This window comes from Streptomyces sp. NPDC023573 (assembly GCF_055559735.1).
The window spans coordinates 268,882-286,757 of record NZ_JBVHKB010000001.1; the positions used below are offsets into that span (position 1 = coordinate 268,882).

General features: G+C 73.8%; 17 protein-coding genes. 2 read left to right on the forward strand and 15 right to left on the reverse strand.

The window, feature by feature from the left end; genetic code table 11:
* Positions 1-19: 19 nt before the first annotated feature.
* The 10 genes from ACZ32T_RS01225 to hisI form a co-directional block, all read right to left on the reverse strand.
* Positions 20-832 (reverse strand): DsbA family protein, encoded by an 813-nt coding sequence (locus ACZ32T_RS01225; protein ID WP_467364777.1) that lies wholly within the window; start codon positions 830-832, stop codon positions 20-22.
* A 75-nt stretch (positions 833-907) separates the two neighbouring features.
* Positions 908-1,720: a tryptophan synthase subunit alpha gene (trpA, locus tag ACZ32T_RS01230; protein ID WP_467267251.1), complete on the reverse strand. Its 813-nt coding sequence runs from the start codon at positions 1,718-1,720 to the stop codon at positions 908-910.
* On the reverse strand, positions 1,717-2,997 hold the full coding sequence (gene trpB / locus ACZ32T_RS01235; protein ID WP_467364779.1) for a tryptophan synthase subunit beta: 1,281 nt from the start codon (positions 2,995-2,997) through the stop codon (positions 1,717-1,719). The genes trpA and trpB overlap by 4 nt, the downstream gene beginning before the upstream one ends.
* 138 nt (positions 2,998-3,135) lie before the next feature.
* Complete coding sequence (gene trpM, locus ACZ32T_RS01240) at positions 3,136-3,402, reverse strand: tryptophan biosynthesis modulator TrpM (RefSeq protein ID WP_467267247.1); 267 nt, start codon at positions 3,400-3,402, stop codon at positions 3,136-3,138.
* Between the two features lie 8 nt (positions 3,403-3,410).
* The gene (trpC, locus tag ACZ32T_RS01245; protein ID WP_356712289.1) at positions 3,411-4,220 is read right to left on the reverse strand and encodes an indole-3-glycerol phosphate synthase TrpC; all 810 of its coding nucleotides are present in this window, start codon (positions 4,218-4,220) and stop codon (positions 3,411-3,413) included.
* A 114-nt stretch (positions 4,221-4,334) separates the two neighbouring features.
* Positions 4,335-4,814, reverse strand: a complete 480-nt coding sequence (locus tag ACZ32T_RS01250) for a DUF2752 domain-containing protein (protein WP_467364781.1) — start codon at positions 4,812-4,814, stop codon at positions 4,335-4,337.
* Between the two features lie 83 nt (positions 4,815-4,897).
* On the reverse strand, positions 4,898-5,149 hold the full coding sequence (locus ACZ32T_RS01255; RefSeq protein ID WP_467267243.1) for an HGxxPAAW family protein: 252 nt from the start codon (positions 5,147-5,149) through the stop codon (positions 4,898-4,900).
* Between the two features lie 94 nt (positions 5,150-5,243).
* Entirely contained in the window at positions 5,244-5,903 is a 660-nt protein-coding gene (locus ACZ32T_RS01260) for a TIGR02234 family membrane protein (RefSeq protein WP_467267241.1), read from the reverse strand.
* Positions 5,904-5,917: 14 nt separating this feature from the next.
* Positions 5,918-7,411, reverse strand: coding sequence for an anthranilate synthase component I (locus tag ACZ32T_RS01265; protein WP_467364783.1), 1,494 nt, complete (start codon positions 7,409-7,411; stop codon positions 5,918-5,920).
* Between the two features lie 11 nt (positions 7,412-7,422).
* Entirely contained in the window at positions 7,423-7,803 is a 381-nt protein-coding gene (gene hisI, locus ACZ32T_RS01270; protein ID WP_356712297.1) for a phosphoribosyl-AMP cyclohydrolase, read from the reverse strand.
* Between the two features lie 84 nt (positions 7,804-7,887).
* Between hisI and ACZ32T_RS01275 the strand changes: the two genes are divergently transcribed.
* Positions 7,888-8,520, forward strand: coding sequence for a TIGR03085 family metal-binding protein (locus tag ACZ32T_RS01275; RefSeq protein WP_356712299.1), 633 nt, complete (start codon positions 7,888-7,890; stop codon positions 8,518-8,520).
* An 18-nt stretch (positions 8,521-8,538) separates the two neighbouring features.
* On the opposite strand, the gene ACZ32T_RS01280 is transcribed toward ACZ32T_RS01275, so the two are convergent.
* The 3 genes from ACZ32T_RS01280 to ACZ32T_RS01290 all read right to left on the reverse strand — a co-directional run bounded on the left by ACZ32T_RS01280 (position 8,539) and on the right by ACZ32T_RS01290 (position 14,647).
* Positions 8,539-10,137 carry a sodium/solute symporter gene (locus tag ACZ32T_RS01280; protein WP_467364785.1) on the reverse strand — a complete coding sequence of 533 codons (1,599 nt, stop codon included), beginning with the start codon at positions 10,135-10,137 and terminating at the stop codon, positions 8,539-8,541.
* Between the two features lie 246 nt (positions 10,138-10,383).
* Positions 10,384-11,727, reverse strand: a complete 1,344-nt coding sequence (locus ACZ32T_RS01285; protein ID WP_467364787.1) for a PucR family transcriptional regulator — start codon at positions 11,725-11,727, stop codon at positions 10,384-10,386.
* 127 nt (positions 11,728-11,854) lie between these two features.
* Positions 11,855-14,647, reverse strand: a complete 2,793-nt coding sequence (locus tag ACZ32T_RS01290; protein WP_467364789.1) for a LuxR C-terminal-related transcriptional regulator — start codon at positions 14,645-14,647, stop codon at positions 11,855-11,857.
* A gap of 160 nt (positions 14,648-14,807) precedes the next feature.
* Here ACZ32T_RS01290 and ACZ32T_RS01295 point away from each other — a divergent pair, with 160 nt between their 5' ends.
* On the forward strand, positions 14,808-15,581 hold the full coding sequence (locus tag ACZ32T_RS01295) for an alpha/beta fold hydrolase (protein ID WP_467267230.1): 774 nt from the start codon (positions 14,808-14,810) through the stop codon (positions 15,579-15,581).
* Positions 15,582-15,645: 64 nt separating this feature from the next.
* On the opposite strand, the gene bdeA (ACZ32T_RS01300) is transcribed toward ACZ32T_RS01295, so the two are convergent.
* Complete coding sequence (gene bdeA / locus ACZ32T_RS01300; protein WP_467267229.1) at positions 15,646-16,575, reverse strand: bis(hydroxyethyl) terephthalate hydrolase; 930 nt, start codon at positions 16,573-16,575, stop codon at positions 15,646-15,648.
* A 273-nt stretch (positions 16,576-16,848) separates the two neighbouring features.
* Entirely contained in the window at positions 16,849-17,781 is a 933-nt protein-coding gene (gene bdeA, locus ACZ32T_RS01305; protein WP_467364790.1) for a bis(hydroxyethyl) terephthalate hydrolase, read from the reverse strand.
* Between the last annotated feature and the right edge of the window lie 95 nt (positions 17,782-17,876).

Genomic DNA, 17,876 nt, shown 5'->3' on the forward strand with positions numbered 1-17,876 from the left:
GAGCACCCCGGAGCCCGGCTCAGGGGGTGGCTCCGACCGTGCCCGGCTTCTTGCCCTTGTTGGCCTCGGCGACCCACTTCTTGATGTTGGCGTCGGAGATCTGTTCGTCCCCCTTCTTCGGGAAGATCGACTCGCCGTTGAGCAGGGCGGTCGGGGTGCCCTCGAAGCCGCCTTCGGTGAACGCCTTGTTGGACTTCTCGACCCAGCTGTCGTGCGTGCCGTCCTCCACACAGCTGCGGAAGGCGGGCGTGTCCAGGCCCTTCACCTTGCCGGCCAGCTCGATCAGCTTGCTGTTCTCACCGAAGGCGTCGTCGGTCTCGGCGGGCTGATTCCGGAAGAGGGTGTCGTGGTACGGGGCGAACTTGCCGGCGTCCTGGGCGCAGGCGGCCGCGTTGGCCGCGCGCAGCGAACCGCTGCCGCCGAGGTTGCCGTCGATGATCGTGGCCAGGTGGTACTCCACCTTGAGCCGGCCGCTGTCGGTGAGCTCCGTGATCGTGTCCCGGAAGGTGTTCTCGAACTGGGCGCAGACCGGGCAGCGGAAGTCCTCCCAGATCGTGAGCGTGGACGGCGCGTCGTCGGCCCCGACCTGGAGGGCGAGGCCGTCCTTGCCCATCGCCCCGGACGGGGTGACGGCGGGCCCGGCCTCGCTGTCCTTGTCGTTCTTGCCGGCGTTGGCCGCGATCACGCCGATCACGGCTGCCAGCGCCAGCACCCCCACCACGGCGGTCGAGACGATCAGTGTGCGGCGGCGGCGGTCCCGCGCCCGGTCCTGCTCACGCTGCTGGGCCAGCCGGTCGCGTGCGGCTCTTCTACGGTCTTGGTTCTCGCTCACACCGCGCAAACGAACCGGGGAGGCACGTCAGCGCCTCCCCGGTCCCAGGTCCACCCGTACGGATGACGCCCTCTGTCAGCGCTTTCGAACGCCTTCGGCCAGTTCGGCCGCCAGCGCGCGGACCGCGGCGAGACCCGCCGCCTCGTCCGGGGCGTCCAGCATCCGCTTGACGAAGGCCGAGCCGACGATCACCCCGTCGGCGAAGGCCGCGACCTGACGGGCGTGCTCGGCGGTGGACACCCCGATGCCGACGCAGACCGGCAGGTCGGTGGTGGCGCGGGTGCGCCGCACCAGGTCCTGGGCCTGCTCACCGACCGATTCGCGGGTACCGGTGACGCCCATCAGCGAGGAGGCGTACACGAAGCCGGAGCCCGCGGCCGTGATGGTGGCGAGGCGCTCGTCCTTGCTGCTCGGTGCGACGACGAAGACGGTGGCCAGACCGTGCTTCTCGGCGTGCTCCCTCCACAGCCCGGACTCCTGGACGGGGAGGTCGGGCAGGATGCACCCGGCGCCTCCCGCCTCGGCCAGTTCGGCGGTGAAGCGTTCCACGCCGTAGCGGTCGATCGGGTTCCAGTACGTCATGACGAGGATCGGCGCGCCCGTGGCCTCGTGCGTCTCACGGACCGTCCGCATGATGTCGGCGATCTTGAGGCCGCCGCGCAGCGCGATGTCGTCGGCGGTCTGGATGACCGGCCCGTCGAGCACCGGGTCGCTGTGCGGGAGCCCCACCTCGATGACGTCGGCGCCGCCCGCCACGGCGGCCTTGACGGCGGCGATGCCGCCGTCGACGGTCGGGAAGCCGCCGGGCAGGTAGGCGATGAGCGCCGCCCGGTCCTCGGACGCCGCCTCGGCCAGCGTCGATTCGAGAAGGTCTCGGTTGCCGCTCACTTGGTGACCTCTTCCTCTCCGTCGGCCACGTCGGCCTCGACGACCGCGTCGGCGCCGTCGTACAGCCCGAAGTACCTCGCTGCCGTGTCCATGTCCTTGTCGCCGCGGCCGGACAGGTTGATCAGGATCAGCCCGTCCGGGCCGAGCTCCCGTCCGACCTCCAGGGCACCGGCCAGCGCGTGGGCGCTCTCGATGGCCGGGATGATCCCCTCGGTGCGGGAGAGGAGGCGCAGCGCCTGCATGGCCTCGTCGTCGGTGACCGCGCGGTACTCGCCGCGGCCGACGTCCTTGAGGTAGGCGTGCTCGGGGCCGATGCCCGGGTAGTCGAGTCCGGCCGAGATCGAGTAGGGCTCGGTGATCTGCCCTTCCTCGTCCTGGAGGACGTAACTGCGGGAGCCGTGCAGGATGCCGGGCTCGCCCGCGGTCAGGGTCGCCGCGTGCTCGCCGGTCTCCACGCCGTGTCCGGCGGGTTCGCAGCCGATCAGCCGGACGCCCGCGTCCGGGATGAAGGCGTGGAAGAGGCCGATGGCGTTGGAGCCGCCGCCGACGCAGGCGACCGCGGCGTCCGGCAGCCGGCCGGCGCGCTCCAGGATCTGGCGGCGGGCCTCGACGCCGATCACCCGGTGGAAGTCGCGGACCATGGCCGGGAAGGGGTGCGGTCCGGCGACCGTGCCGAAGAGGTAGTGGGTGCGGTCCACGTTGGCGACCCAGTCGCGGAACGCCTCGTTGATGGCGTCCTTGAGGGTCCTGGAGCCGGACTTCACGGCGACGACCTCGGCGCCGAGCATCCGCATGCGCGCCACGTTCAGCGCCTGCCGCTCGGTGTCGATCTCGCCCATGTAGATGGTGCACTCGAGCCCGAAGAGGGCGCAGGCCGTCGCGGTGGCGACACCGTGCTGGCCCGCTCCGGTCTCCGCGATGACGCGGGTCTTGCCCATGCGCTTGGTGAGCAGGGCCTGGCCGAGCACGTTGTTGATCTTGTGCGAGCCGGTGTGGTTGAGGTCCTCACGCTTGAGGAAGACGCGGGCGCCGCCGGCGTGCTCCGCGAAGCGGGAGACCTCGGTCAGCGCGCTGGGCCGGCCCGTGTAGTCGACCATGAGCTGGTTGAGCTCGGCGGCGAAGGCGGGGTCCGCCTTGGCCTTGTCGTATTCGACGGCCACCTCGTCCACGGCGGCGACCAGCGCCTCCGGGATGAACTTGCCACCGAACGCGCCGAAGTACCCCTCGGCGCTGGGGATCAGACCCTCGGGGTCCGGGATGAAGAAGTCGGACGACATGCGACGTGCTCCTCGAATCGCAACGGGTGATGTCACCGTATGCGCCGTGGGCGGAGCGCCACGCCGACCGGTCGACGGTCGGTGCGGTGGGGCGTGCGGGTCCCCCTGTACGGGGGGACGGACGACGGCCGGGGCTCGCTACGGCGCGGACCCCGTGCGCCATCGCATCCCGTTGACCTGGCCCGGCTCGTCGCCGATCACGTACCGCACGCGCCGGCCGTGCACACGCCGGGCGGGCGCGCGGCAGCCGCGGTGCCAGAAGGGCGGCGCGCAGCGCCTCGGCTGAGGGTGGCGGAGGGAGGCGGGCGGGCGGCAGCCGCGCGCCGGCGGCCCGTGCGGGTCCCGGGCGCTCGCACCGGCGGGGCGCAGGCCCAGCCGGATGCGGGCGGGACGGTCGGCGGGCACGGGTGGGGTCAGCTCCGTCCGTGCCGGAGTGCCGGGTGGGCGCCTGCGGCGACCAGGTCGGCGACGGCGGCCCGGGGGTCGCGGCCGGTGACCAGGGACTCACCGACGAGCACCGCGTCCGCGCCGGCGTTGGCGTAGGCGATGAGGTCGTGCGGGCCGCGGACGCCGGACTCGGCGACCTTGACGATGTGGTCGGGGATCTCGGGGGCTACGCGCTCGAAGGTGGAGCGGTCGACCTTGAGGTCCTTGAGGTTGCGCGCGTTGACGCCGATGATCTTCGCTCCGGCGTCCACGGCGCGCTCCGCCTCCTCCTCGTCGTGGGCCTCGACGAGCGGCGTCAGGCCGATCGACTCGGCCCGCTCGATCAGCGAGACGAGTGCCTCCTGGTCGAGTGCGGCGACGATCAGCAGGGCGAGGTCGGCGCCGTGTGCCCGGGCCTCCCACAGCTGGTACGAGGTGACGATGAAGTCCTTGCGCAGGACCGGGATGTCGACCTTGGCGCGGACGGCCTCCAGGTCGGCGAGTGATCCGCCGAAGCGGCGCTCCTCGGTGAGGACCGAGATGACGGACGCGCCGCCGGCCTCGTAGTCCGCCGCGAGCGCGGCCGGGTCGGCGATGGCGGCAAGGGCCCCCTTGGAGGGGCTGGAGCGCTTGACCTCGCAGATGACGGTCACGCCCTCGCCGCGCAGGGCGGCGACCCCGTCCTTGGCCTGGGGAGCGCGCGCGGCGCGTTCCTTGAGCTCGTCGAGGCTGACACGCGCCTGCCGCTCCGCGAGGTCGGCGCGAACGCCGTCAATGATCTCGTCGAGCACACTCACGCGAGCGGCCCCCTTCCGAAGCGGTGATGGGTACAGGATCAGCCATCTCGATGGTATCCGCAGGACGGCTCAGGGCCCGCATCCGGCGGCCTTACGTCCCACTACCTGGTCATTTCAGGGCGCGAGCCCGGAGCCGAAGGGCAGATTCCTGACCACGGAGAACACCAGCAGCACCGCCCCGATGCCCCACCAGTAGCCGGGGGCGAGCGCGATCCGCAGGGTTCGGCCCCGGCTCGCGCGGACCACCCAGACCAGCCAGACCGCGGCGAAGACCACGTAGCCGACGACGGCCAGGGCGTTGGCGCCGAGGGCGGCGGCCAGGTCTCCGTGGGCGAACGCGTGGGCGCTGCGCAGCCCGCCGCAGCCGGGGCAGAACACGCCGGTGAAGCGGAGCATGGGGCAGACCGGGTAGTGGCCGGGCTCGTTGGGGTCGACGGTGGCGACGTAGGCGAAGGCCCCGACGACGGCGGCCATGGCCCCGACGGGCGTGGCGAGCCGGCGGAGCCGGGAGGCCGGGGCGGGGGCGGGCAGGCCGGGGCCCGTCGCGGGGGGCTGGTCCGGGGCGGCGGCTGCGGGAGAGGCTGAGGCGTCCACGGGGCGATTGTCCACGCTCATGACGCGAGGCGCAGCCCGGTCCGGGCTGCGCCTCGCGTCGTGTCGCCGGTGCTCGTGACCGGTCAGACCGTGATCTGTGCCCGGGCGGCGCGGGCCCTGGCGGCCGCCATCTCGGCGGACTCCTTCGGCATGCCGAGGCCCGCCATCTTCATGGCGAGACCGACGACCCCGCCGAGGAGGACGACGGCGATACCGGCCCAGAAGCCGAGCGTGTTCGCCGCGACCATGAAGAGGCCGGCGATGCAGAAGCCGATGAAGGAGATGATGACACCGGTCCAGGCGGCCGGGGTGTGTCCGTGGCTGCTGCCCGCCATGAGTTGCTCCTAGTTGGTGTTGCGCTGAAGGTGTCGCGGTTACGAAAGCTCGCTGCCATTGTCCCGTACGTGCCGGTGGACGTGAGGCTGGGGGTCATGCCTCGCGCGTCGGGTCCTCGCCGCGGTCCAGGGCCTTCCACAGTTCCTCGGGCCGGTCGGGGTCCGGGGCGGTGCGGGGGGCCTTGCGGGGGCGGGGGGTGCCGTCGCGTTCGTACCGTCCCGACATGGCCGGCCAGCGGCTGCCGTAGCGCAGGGCGAGCAGTCCGGCGAGCAGGATCAGCAGCCCGCCGGCCGCGGTGACGTACGGCCAGGCGGTGTGGCTGAGGGCGTCGACGGTGGCCGAGGTGTTGCCCGTGGTCCGGGCGGCCCGCTCGTTCAGTGCCGCGCTGTCCGAGGCTCCGGCCCAGGCGCTCAGTCCGGCGCCGAGGCCGCTGAGGGCCAGCAGTCCGGCGACGATCAGCCGGCCGCCGCCGCGCACGGCGAAGACGGCGACGAGGGCGGCCAGGCCGACGACGGCCAGGGCCGCGGGGAGGCCGGTGACGTCCTGGCCGTCGGCGCTGAGCGGAAGGGCGCCGCCGCCGACGGCGGCCTTGCCCTCGGCCCAGGTCTGCCCGGAGGCGAGGAGGACGACGGTGGCGCCGGCCGCCCCGAGGAGCAGGCCGGCGGCCAGGCTCCGGCGGCTTCCCGCGCTGTCGGGCGCGGAGGCGGCTCGGGCACGGGGCTGGGGTACGGGGACAGCACTCACGTACTCCACTATCCCCTACCGGCTCACTCGGCCCCGAGGCGGTTCGCCGTATGCACGGCCCGCAGGACCGCGGCGGCCTTGTTCCGGCACTCCATGTCCTCGGCGACCGGGTCGGAGTCCGCGACGATGCCCGCGCCCGCCTGGACGTACGCGGTGCCGTCGCGGAGCAGGGCGGTCCTGATGGCGATGGCGGTGTCGGAGTCCCCGGCGAAGTCGAGGTAGCCGACGCAGCCCCCGTAGAGCCCCCGGCGGCTGGGTTCGAGCTCCTCGATGATCTGCAGGGCGCGGGGCTTGGGCGCGCCGGAGAGGGTGCCCGCGGGGAAGCACGCGGTGAGGACGTCGAAGGCGCCGCGGCCCTCGGCGACGCGTCCGGTGACGGTGGACACGATGTGCATCACGTGCGAGTACCGCTCGACGGACATGAAGTCGACGACCTCGACGCTGCCGGGTTCGCAGACGCGTCCCAGGTCGTTGCGGCCGAGGTCGACGAGCATCAGGTGCTCGGCGCGTTCCTTCGGGTCGGCGAGGAGCTCGTCGGCGAGCGCCTGGTCCTCCTGCGGGGTGGCGCCGCGGTGCCTGGTACCGGCGATCGGGTGAACCATCGCCCGGCCGTCCTCGACCTTGACGAGCGCCTCGGGGCTGGAGCCGACGACGTCGAAGCCCTCGAAGCGGAAGAGGTACATGTAGGGCGACGGGTTGGTGGCGCGCAGGACCCGGTAGACGTCCAGGGCGCTCGCGGTGCAGGGCGTCTCGAAGCGCTGGGAAGGGACGACCTGGAAGGCCTCGCCCGCCCTGATGCGCTCCTTGACGTCCTCCACGGCGTCCATGAACGCCTGGCCGCCCCAGAGCGCGGTGTACGGCGGGAGCTCGGAGGGGGGCAGCGCGGCGGCGGTGTTCTCCACGGGCCTGGAGAGGTCGCGCTCCATGGCGTCGAGCCGGGCGACCGCGTCCTGGTAGGCCTCGTCGACCCCGGTGTCCAGGTCGTTGTGGTTGATCGCGTTGGCGATCAGCAGGACGGTGCCGTTCCCGTGGTCGAGCACGGCGAGGTCCGAGGTGAGCAGCATGGTGAGCTCGGGCAGCTTCAGGTCGTCGCCGCCGTGCTCGGTGATCCGCTCCAGCCGGCGTACGACGTCGTAGCCGAGGTATCCGACCATGCCGCCGGTGAACGGCGGCAGGCCCTCGTCGCCGACCAGGTCGCGCGGGGTGTGCAGGGTCTCGACGGTGGCCCGGAGCGCCTGCAGGGGGTCGCCTTCGACGGGGACGCCGACGGGCGGGGTGCCCAGCCAGTGGGCCGCGCCGTCGAGGGAGGTCAGGGTGGCGGCGCTGCGTACCCCGATGAAGGAGTAGCGGGACCAGGTGCGGCCGTTCTCCGCGGATTCGAGGAGGAACGTGCCGGTGCGCTCGGCCGCGAGCTTGCGGTAGAGCCCGACCGGGGTGTCACCGTCCGCGAGGAGCCTGCGGCTGACGGGGATGACGCGCCGGTCGACGGCGAGCTTGCGGAAGGTCTCGAGATCCATGGCGGCTGACCTTATCGGGGCGCGGTGAGCGGAAGGACGTCCTTGTCGAAGCAGGTGCGGTCGCCGGTGTGGCAGGCCGCACCCGTCTGGTCGACCTTCACCAGGACGGTGTCGGCGTCGCAGTCGAGGGCGACGGACCTGACCTGCTGGGTGTGGCCGGAGGTGTCGCCCTTGACCCAGTACTCCTGGCGGCTGCGGGACCAGTAGGTGCAGCGGCCCGTGGTGAGGGTGCGGTGCAGCGCCTCGTCGTCCATCCAGCCGAGCATGAGCACCTCGCCGGTGTCGTACTGCTGGGCGATGGCCGGGAACAGTCCGTCGGGGCCGCGCTTGAGGCGGGCGGCGACGGCCGGGTCGAGATTGCTGGCGGGCGTGGAGCCGGGCGTGCTGGTCATGCGCCCATTGTGCCGCCCCGGGCGGGGCCGTCCGGCCGTGCGTCCACTGGGCGGACCGCGGGCGTCGGCCGTACGCTGGCGGGCATGTCGACCCATGCGAAGCGTGAACGTCTTCTGCTCGCCGACCTGTTGGAAGCGGCGGGTCCCGAGGCCCGGACCCTGTGCAACGGCTGGAAGACCCGTGATCTGGCAGCCCATGTCGTGGTTCGCGAACGCCGCGCCGACGCGGCGGGCGGGATCATGCTGGGGGCCCTGAAGAACCGGCTGGAGCGGGTCCAGGCCGAATTCGCCGCCAAGCCGTACGAGGAGCTGATCCAGCTCATCCGTACGGGGCCGCCGCGTTTCTCGCCCTTCGGTCTGAAGCAGCTCGACGAGGCGGCCAACACCGTCGAGTTCTACATCCATACGGAGGACGTGCGCAGGGCACAGCCCGACTGGTCGCAGCGGGATCTCGATCCGGTCTTCGCCGATGTGCTGTGGTCGCGCACGGAGAAGACGGCACGGATGCTGGGACGCCGTGCCCCGGTGGGGCTGGTGCTGAGGCGCCCGGACGGCCAGACGGCCGTGGCCCACAAGGGCACCCCGGTGGTGACGGTCACCGGGGAGCCGGGTGAACTGCTGCTGTTCGCCGCCGGGCGGCAGGACGCGGCGCGGGTGGAGCTGGAGGGCGACAAGGACGCGCTGGCCCGGCTGCACACGGCCGAGCTCGGCCTGTAGGCCCTTCCTTCCGGGGCGCTAGACGCCCGGGGCGCGGGCGGGTGCCCGGCGGGTCCGGTGGCGGTGCCGCTCGTCGGGCGCGGTGCCGGGGTCCTGTCCCGATCCCAGCAGGCCGAGGAGGAATCCCGCCGGGATCGTGACCAGGCCGGGGGTCTGGAGCGGGAAGACGTCGAAGTCCCACTCCGGGAAGAGCGCGACCGGTGTGCCGGAGAACGCCGGTGACAGGACCATCAGGATGCCGATCAGCGGAAGTGTCCCGTACACGGTCCACCGCACCCCCCGGGCGTTGAAGCGCGGCCGGAACAGGGCGTACAGCAGGACGGGCGGCAGGACCGAGGCCGCCGCCGCGAACGACAGGGAGAGCAGCACCTGGGGATTGCGGTCGTGGGTGTACGCCGAGAGGAGGACGGCGAGCGCCCCGATGCCGACGACGGCCCAGCGGGCGCGCCGGATCTCCCTGCTGGAGGCCTTGCCCTCGCCCTGGGCGCCCGACTTCACGGTGAAGTCGCGGGCCAGGGAGGAGGCGGCGGCCAGGGTGATCCCGGCGACGGCGGCGAGGGTGGTGGCGAACGCCGCGCAGGCCACGAGCGCGAAAAGAGGGCTGTCGCGTGGTCCGGCCGCGCCCGGGTCGAGGGCGCTGGTCACCATCAGCAGGGAGGTGCCGCCGGCCGGGTCGGCGGCGTGCAGCAGTTCCCGGCCCACCAGCGCGGAGGCTCCGAGCCCGACGATGACGATGCCGACGCAGAGCAGGGCGACGGGGCCGACGGCCCAGACGCCGGCCCGGCGGGCGGTCCAGGCGTCGCGGATCGGGTGGAGCCGCATCATGATGTGCGGCATGCAGGCGGCGCCGAGCAGGAGGGTGGCCTGGAAGCCGACCAGGTCGAGCCCGCCCGCGAGTCCGTGGCCGAACTGCAGGCCGGGGCGCGCGTAGTCGCCGCCCGCCCCGCTGCCCGCCCGGGCGGCGTCGAAGAGGGCGAACGGGGACCAGTCGAAGCGCGCGAGGACGAGGCCCGCGAGCAGGGTGACCGCTCCGAGGACTACGGCCACCTTGAGGATCTGGATGTAGCCGGTGCCCCGCATCCCGCCGAACGCCGAGTAGCAGACCATCAGTGCGCCACTGGCGACGGTGCAGCCGGTGAGGGCGCCGTCGGGCAGCCCGAACATGGAGGTCATGACGCGGCCGGCGGTGGTGAGCTGTACGAGCAGCAGCGGGGCCAGCACGACGAGGGTGGCGACGCCGAGCGCACGGCGTACGGACCCGTCGCCGAGCCGGTCGGCGAGGAAGTCGCCCATGGTGAACACGCCTCTGCGGCGCAGGCGTTCGGCGAAGAGGCGCATGACGAGGGCCAGCGAGGCGACCGTCGCCAGGGCGAACAGCAGGCCGTCGAATCCGGCGAGCGCGACGGATCCGGTGGTGGAGAGCAGCGTGGCGGCGGAGACGTAGTCCCCGGCGATGGCCAGTCCGGCGCCGACGGGGCCGAGGGTGGCGCCGCCCGCGTAGAAGTGCTCCGGGTCGTCCTGGTCGGCGGCGGCGAGTCCGCACAGCAGCAGGGACACGGCGACGAAGGCGAGGAAGATCACCACGGCGAGGGACCGGGCGTCGATCGCGCCGCTCACCGGGTCCGCTCCGCCGGTACGGCTGTGCAAGGGGCAGCTGAAGGCATGCGCGTCATGGCATCAGCCGGGGTGGGTGCGGCACAGGGGGCCGGGACGGGGCGCGGCGCGGGTACAGCCCGCCCGGCGAAGGACTGTGCCGCCGCACAGCCGGCGGGGGTCCCGGCCCGGGAGAGGCCCGCCCCGGAGGCCCGGCTCCCCCGCGGCCGGGCGCCCCCGTGCCGTCCTGCCGCCGCGTGGCGGCCGCGCTCAGCGCGGCAGCAGCCTCCGTGCCGCCAGTGCCAGGGACACCTCGACGGCGTCGGACGGCCGTGTCAGACAGCGGCCCGTCAGCTGTTCGAACCGCCGCAGCCGGTTCAGCACCGTGTTGCGGTGGCAGTACAGCTTCGCTCCGGCCCGCTGGGCCGAGCCGTCCGAGTCGAGCCAGGCGGTCAGCGTCTCGATGAGCACGTCGCGGTCCGCCGGGTCGAGCCGGTCCAGCGGCCCGAGGACCCGGTCGGCGAGCGCGGTCCCGAGGCCGGGTGAGGAGACGACGAGCGCGGCCGGCAGGTGCTCGTCCAGCAGTACGGTGCCGCCGGAAGCCGGGCAGGTGCGCAGCGCCGTCTCGGCGAGGCGCCGCGCGTCACCGACGGAGGCGAGCCCGTCGACCACCGAGCTGATGCCGACGCGGGTGCCGGGGGGCACCGTCAGGCCCGCGGCGAGCGCGGCGAGTTCACCGTCGGCGGCCGGGGCCGAGGCGGGCGCGGCCTCGGCGCCGCCGTCGTCGGCGGGCTCCGGCTCGTCCGCCACCGGCGTCCCCAGGGGCAGGACCGCCAGTTCCACTTCGCCCGCCGTGTGCCAGAGGGCGGGCGTCCCTTCGGCCAGGGTGACCGGCGGGCGCCCGGTGCCGTGCGGGGCGCGGAGGGCTCCGGCGACCGCGAGTACGGCGTAGCGCCCCTGCACCGGCAGGCCCAGCATCGCCGCGGCGTCCGGCAGGTCCGAGATCCGGGCGGTGCCGTCCAGCAGGGCCGCCGTCATCAGGCGCTGCTGGTTCTCGCGGCGCCAGGAGAGCCGCCGCTCGGCCTGCCGGTACGCCTCGGCCACCACGCCGCAGTGCTCGTCGACGAAGTTCCAGACGTCCGCGGCGACATGGACCAGCAGCCGGGTGTCCTCGGGGTGGCGCCGGGCCGTTTCGTCGACCAGGTCCTGCCAGACCATCGCCCCGCCCATGCGGAAGGCGTGCATGACCGCGTCGAGCGGAACGCCCTGCTCGGCCCGCGTCTCGCCGATCCACCGGGAGGTGCGGTGGGCGGCCTCCCGGAATTCCCGGGGCTGGATGAGCGAGGCGACGTTGTGCCGCAGCGAGTGGTGGACCTCCTGCCAGATCTCGGCGGGCTCGGTCTCCATCGCGGCACGGTAGGCGGGCTCCTGCTCCCGCAGCGCCTCGACCAGCCGGTCCGTGAGTTCCGGCAGCGACTCCAGGAGCCCACGGGCCGCCCGGTGGAGCACCGCTACGGCCTCGCGGTCGGCCAGGGAGCGGAAACGGTGCGGCAACGGCGCTACGGGGGGCGGTCCGTGCAGCGCCCTGATCCGTGAACGTACGACCTGTGGCATGGCGGCCTCCACCGGGAATCGGCCGGCCGAGGTTGGGCCGGCCCCGGTGTGTGCCCGGCCCGGCGTTGGGCGGGCGCACACCGATCGATCCTGACGACCGCAGAATGGCATACCGCCCGGTCGGTACCTAGAGGTCTGCGCGGTTCTTATCATCACGGTCCTGCAACCTCGCCCCGTCCAGCAGCCTCGCCAGCTCGGTCCGGGACCTGACCCCGAGCGCCGCGAAGACGTTGCGCAGATGGTGGTCGACGGTCCGTGGGCTCACCGAGAGCCGTACCGCCACCTCACGGTTGGTGGCTCCCTCCGCGACACAGCGGGCGATCCGCTGCTGCTGCGGGGTCAGTCCGGCCAGCGGCCCGGGGCCGCTCCGGTCCGGCGCGTCCACCGCTTCCCCCGCGGCCCGCAGCTCCCCGCCCGCCCGTTCGGCCCAGACGCGCGCCGAGCAGCGTTCGAAGGCGACCAGCGCGTCGCGCAGCGGGCCGCGGGCCTCACGGGTGCGGCGCAGCCGGCGCAGCAGCTGGCCGTGGAGCAGCTGGGTGCGGGCGCGTTCGAAGTCGCCGCCCGCGCGGTCGTGGTGGGCCAGCGCCTCCTCGTACCGCGCGGCGCCCTCTTCGGGCGGCGCCAGCAGGGCGCGGCAGCGGGCCAGCTGGGCGGGGACCTGGGGGTCGGTCGTCCGGGCGGTCCACAGCGCGAACTCCTCCACGGCGACGGCGAGTTCACCGGCCCTGTCGTCGGCGCGGCCGGAGAGCGCCATCGCCTCGACGTAGCACGGCACGGCAAGCATCCGGGTGGCGAAGTGTCCTGTCCCCGGCCCCGGCCTGACCAGCGGGCCGAGCCGGGCCGCCGCCTCGCCGGGCCGCCCGGCGGCCAGGTCCGCGCGGGCCACCGCCCAGGTGGCGAGCATGGCGGCCTGCGCCAGTCCGTGCGGCCCCGCTCCGGCCAGCGCCGCGTCGGCATGGGCGGCGCACGCCTCGGCGGGCCCCTCCACCGAGGCGGCGAGCGCGAGCACGGAGTGCAGATGGGTGGCGGAGTTCCGCTGCCCGGTACGGCGGGCCGCGTGCAGCCCTTCCAGCGCGTGGGCCCGGGCCCTGGCGTGCTGCCCGGAGCGCAGTTCGGCGTAGGCGAGCTGCTCCAGGGCGTGCGGCAGCAGGGCTTCGGGCCCCCGGAGGCGTACGACGGCGAGGGCACGGGCCCCGGCCCGGCAGGCGGCGTCGACCTCGCCGAGGACCAGGGCCGAGGCGCCCGCCCGCAGGAGTTCCCCGGCGTCCTCGGCGCGGTCGGCGGAGTCGAGGCAACACCGCAGGAGGGCGTGGCCACGGTCGGGGTGCCCGGCGAGCACGGCGCACATCCCGGCGCGGTACTGGGCCATGGACCGGTCGGCGGAGGCGACGGGGACGCGGTTCATGGCGTCCAGGTACGCGATGGCGTCGCCCATGTCCCACGCCGCCTCCGCCGCACCGAACAGGGCGTCCAGGGTGCGGCGTCGATCGTGCGGGGCGAGCAGCTCCGCCGCGGTCAGGAGGGCCTCCCGGGCGTCGGCGACCGGTCCGTCGCGCAGGGCGAGCATGCCGCGTACGTAGGGTGCGGCGCCTCCGGCGAGGTGGGGGCCGACGCGGGCCAGCATGGCGCGGGCCCGGCCGGTGTCGCCGGCCAGCCGCGCCTGCTCGGCGGCGGCGGTGAACCGTGCGGCACGCAGGGCCTCGTCGGTGGAGAGCGCGGCGGCGCGGGCCAGCGCGGCCGACCGTTCGCCGTGCGGGCGCGGTGCGGTGGCCGCGGCCTCCAGCTGCCTGGCGAGGGAGGGGTCCGGCCCGGGCGCGGCGCAGGCCAGCTGGACGAGCGCGGGCAACGGAGCCGAGCCGGGCCCGGTGAGCAGCCCGGCGAGCAGTTCGTGCGCGGCCCTGCGGCGGCCGGGCGGCGCCCGGTGCAGGACCGCTCGACGCAGCAGCGGGTGGCTGAAGTGCACCCGGCTGCCCGCGCGTTGGAGCGCCCCCGCGGTGCCGACGGGCGCGAAGAGCACCCGGTCGAGATGTGCGGTCGCCAGCCCGGCCCGGGTGCCTGCCCGCAGCAGCAGGGCGGCGTCTGCTCCGGCCCCGTCCGGCTCGTGCTCCTCCGCGGCAGCGGCCAGCAGGAGCAGGGTGCGGGTGTCGGGGGGCAGGCCCTCCAGGTGCTCGGCGTGGGCGTCGAGGACACCCTCCGCGCCGGGGAGCGGGTACGGCAGCGCGGTGCGTCCGGCCAGCTGCCCGGGGGTGAGACGGCCGGCCAGGCCGGCCAGCAGCCGCGGGTTGCCCGCCGCCTCGCGCAGGAGTTCGCTGCGTACGACGGGGTCGACCTCGGCCGTGCCGTCGGTGAGCCGGTCCAGGAGCGCGGTCGCCGCGTCGTCGTCGAGCGGGCCGAGGCGCAACGCGGGAAGCCCGGCGAAGGCGGTCTCGTCGGCCGAGCCGATCACCACCGCGACGCGGCTGCCCGCACCGAGTCTGCGGGCGGCGAAGCCGAGTGCGGCACGGGAGTCGGGGTCCCAGGCGTGCGCGTCGTCCACGCAGACCAGCAGGGGCTGTTCGGCCCCCAGACCCCGGAGCAGGCCGAGCAGCCCGCCCGGAGTGATCCCGGAGCCGAGGATGGTGTCGGGGGTGACGGGCAGCGGACCGGGGGCGGAGCAGAGAAGGGCGTGCAGGCCGCTGTAGGGCAGTCGCTGTTCGGTGGGGGCCGCGGCGGCGTACAGGACGGGGCCGCCGTGCCTCCCGAGGTAGTGGGCGGCGGCCTGCCGCAGCAGGGCGGTACGGCCGAGGCCGGGCGGCGAGGTCAGCACGAGCGCTCCGCCGTCCCCCGCCCGCAGACGTGCCGACAAGGTTTCCAGGATGGCCAGTTCACCGCTGCGGCCGTACAGCCGGAGCGGACTGTGCACGGTCGTCGATGGGGTCACGCTGTCACGTTACTTCTGCGTAAACAGCGGCGGAAGGCTCGCGTCCGCTCCCTGTTCCCGGTCGGCCAGGAGCGGTGCGGGCTCCCAACGGAACGGCGTCCGTGCTGTGCCGGGGCACAGTTCCGGCCCGTTCCGCGGTGGCCGCCCGTAACGTCGGTGCATGACTCATGAATTGCGTACACACGACGGTTTGACCCTGCGTTACCGGTTCTGGTCGCGGAACCCGGACGGCGCCCTGCCCCCGGTGGTCCTGCTGCACGGCTTCGCCGCGAACGCCCGGCTGAACTGGGAGGGCCCCGGCGTCGTCGAGTCGCTCGTGGCGCGGGGCCGGCGGGTGTACGCCCTGGACGCGCGGGGCCACGGCGAGTCGGACCGGCCGCACGACGACACCCGTTACGGCGAGTCGCTGATGGCCCGTGACGTGTGTCTGCTCATCGACCGCATCGGCGCGGATCACGTGCATCTCGTGGGGTATTCGATGGGCGCCGTGGTGGCTGTCCTGGCCGCGGCGCAGGACGCGCGCGTCAGCCGCCTGGTGGCCGGGGGGATCGGCGCGGGTGCGGTGGAGGTGGGCGGCCTGGACACCCGGGTGATGCCTCCCGAGCTGGTGTCGGCGGCTCTGACGGCCGACGACGCGGCGGACGCGCCCGAGCGGACCCGGGCGTTCCGGGTGCTGGCCGACACGGCGGGCTGCGACCGGCTGGCGCTGGCCGCGCAGATACGGGCGGTGCACCGGGACGCGCTGCCGCTGGACCGCATCGTGGTCCCCACGCTGGTCCTGGCCGGTGCGGGCGATCCTCTCGCGACCCGGCCCGAGGTGCTGGCCTCGGCGATCGCGGGGGCGGAGCTGACCGTGCTGCCGGGCGACCATCTGACGGCTGTGCGCGATCCCGGATTCGCCGGGGCCATCGCGGCGTTCCTCGCGCGCGGCTGAGAGCGGGGCAACGCGAAGGGGCCGGACCACGGTACGCGTGGTCCGGCCCCGGTCGCCCCCCGGATCAGTGCGGGCAGTTGCCCCGGTACTCCGCGATCGTCAGGCTGGCCGACGGGATCGGGCAGAGGAACTGCTCGTAGCGGGTGTCGTTGTCGATGAAGCGCTTCAGCCACGAGATGCTGTACTTCGCGATCGTCGTGTTGGACGTGTTCGGGGTGAAGTGGCTGGCACCCCGGAGCTCCAGATACGCCTTGTCCAGCGAGCTCGGCAGCGAGTTGTAGAACGGCTCCGAGTGCGAGGCGACGGAGGCGACCGTGTCACCGTCCGCCCCGACGACCAGGGTCGGGGTCTGCACCTCCGGCCACGTCTTGTCCGTGTTCCAGCCGGTCAGCGGGATCGCCGCCTTCAGCGAGGGGCGGTCCTTGGCGGCTTCGAGTGTGCCGCCGCCGCCCATGGAGTGGCCCATCACGCCGAGCCGGGAGGAGTCGACCCGGCTGCGCACCGAGCTTTCCTCGGTCAGGTAGTCCAGAGCGGCGAGCAGCTGGTCACCGCGGCTGGCCGGCTGGTCCAGCGTGGTGTTGGTGTCGATGGTGAACACCACGAAGCCCTGCGACGCCAGACGCGGCCCCAGCCACGCGATGCTCGACTGGTAGGCGGTGAAGCCGGGCGAGATGACGACCGCGCCGAACGTCCCGTCCGAGGTGGACGTCGGGTAGTAGATCGTCCCGCCGCCGAAGCCTCTGACGCGCAGTGAGGACACGGACGTGTCCGAGACCGCGTACGTTCCGCGGCTCGCCTCGATGCTCGAATTGCTGGGCGCCGGACCACGCTCGTACGGATTGTCGGCGGCCTGGGCTCCGCCGGGGACCAGCGCGGTGAGCAGACCGGCGGTCGCCGCCGCTGCCGCCAGGGCGCCCTTGACGGTGCGGGAGCGGCTCTTCGACGTCCGGTGGCGGCGGGGGGAGATGTCGCCGGAGGGGAGGTGCTGCTGCACGGGGGATTCCTCTCGGTTGTGGCGGAACGGTGCGGCGGAACGGTGGGGCGGAACCGCATCGGGGCCGCCGACCGCCCCGTCGTCCGGGGGCTTCGGAGTGCACCGCGTCGGTAGCGCCGTCGTTCATCGGCCTGCCGCCACTTTCGCGGTGGGTCCCCCGCGCGGGCATCGGCGAGATCGCCGGTCTTCGCCGCGGGCCGCGCGTCCGGCGGACCGGGCGGCAGCACGAAGGGCCGGACCGCGTGTGCGCGGTCCGGCCCCTGGTCCTGTCGGTCAGGAGGTGTGCGGGCAGTTGCCCCGGTACTCCGCGATCGTCAGGCCGGCCGACGGGATCGGGCAGAGGAACTGCTCGTAGCGGGTGTCGTTGTCGATGAAGCGCTTGAGCCACGAGATGCTGTACTTCGCGATCGTCGTGTTGGACGTGTTCGGGGTGAAGTGGCTGGCACCCCGGAGCTCCAGGTACGCCTTGTCCAGCGAGCTCGGCAGCGAGTTGTAGAACGGCTCCGAGTGCGAGGCGACGGAGGCGACCGTGTCACCGTCCGCCCCGACGACCAGGGTCGGGGTCTTCACCTCCGGCCAGGACTTGTCGAGGTTCCAGCCGGTCAGCGGGATCGCCGCCTGCAACGACGGCCGGTCCTTGGCGGCTTCGAGTGTGCCGCCGCCACCCATGGAGTGGCCCATCACACCGAGCCGGGAGGAGTCGACCCGGCTGCGCACCGAGCTGTCCTCGGTCAGGTAGTCCAGAGCGGCGAGCAGCTGGTCACCGCGGCTGGCCGGCTGGTCCGATGTCGTGTTGGTGTCGATGGTGAACACCACGAAGCCCTGCGACGCCAGACGCGGCCCCAGCCACGCGATGCTCGACTGGTAGGCGGTGAAGCCGGGCGAGATGGCGACCGCGCCGAACGTCCCGTCGGACGTGGATGTCGGGTAGTAGATCGTCCCGCCGCCGAAGCCCCTGACGCTCAGCGAGGAGACGGTCGTCTGTGAGGTCGCGTACGAGCCGCGGCTCGCCTCGATGCTCGAATTGCTCGGCGCCGGACCACGCTCGTACGGATTGTCGGCGGCCTGCGCGCCCGGCATCAGCGCCGTGACCAGACCGGCCGTCGCGGCCGCCGCCGCGACGGCGAACCTGACGGTGCGGGAGCGGTTCTTCGACATCCGGTGGCGGCGGGGGGAGATGTCGCCGGAGGGGAGGTGCTGCTGCACGAGGGGGGATCCTCTCGGTTGTGGCGGACCACACCGCGGCAGCCGGCGGCCCCGTCGTCCTGGGGCCTTCGGGGGAGCACCGCGTGGTGGCGCCG

Bases quoted from the DNA above. Each gene is read 5' to 3' on its own strand.
- ACZ32T_RS01295 (WP_467267230.1), top strand. From the start codon at position 14,808: ATGACTCATGAATTGCGTACACACGACGGTTTGACCCTGCGTTACCGG.
- ACZ32T_RS01265 (WP_467364783.1), bottom strand. From the start codon at position 7,411: ATGGATCTCGAGACCTTCCGCAAGCTCGCCGTCGACCGGCGCGTCATC.
- ACZ32T_RS01285 (WP_467364787.1), bottom strand. From the start codon at position 11,727: ATGCCACAGGTCGTACGTTCACGGATCAGGGCGCTGCACGGACCGCCC.
- hisI (WP_356712297.1), bottom strand. From the start codon at position 7,803: ATGACCAGCACGCCCGGCTCCACGCCCGCCAGCAATCTCGACCCGGCC.
- ACZ32T_RS01275 (WP_356712299.1), top strand. From the start codon at position 7,888: ATGTCGACCCATGCGAAGCGTGAACGTCTTCTGCTCGCCGACCTGTTG.
- ACZ32T_RS01255 (WP_467267243.1), bottom strand. From the start codon at position 5,149: ATGGCGGGCAGCAGCCACGGACACACCCCGGCCGCCTGGACCGGTGTC.
- trpB (WP_467364779.1), bottom strand. From the start codon at position 2,997: ATGTCGTCCGACTTCTTCATCCCGGACCCCGAGGGTCTGATCCCCAGC.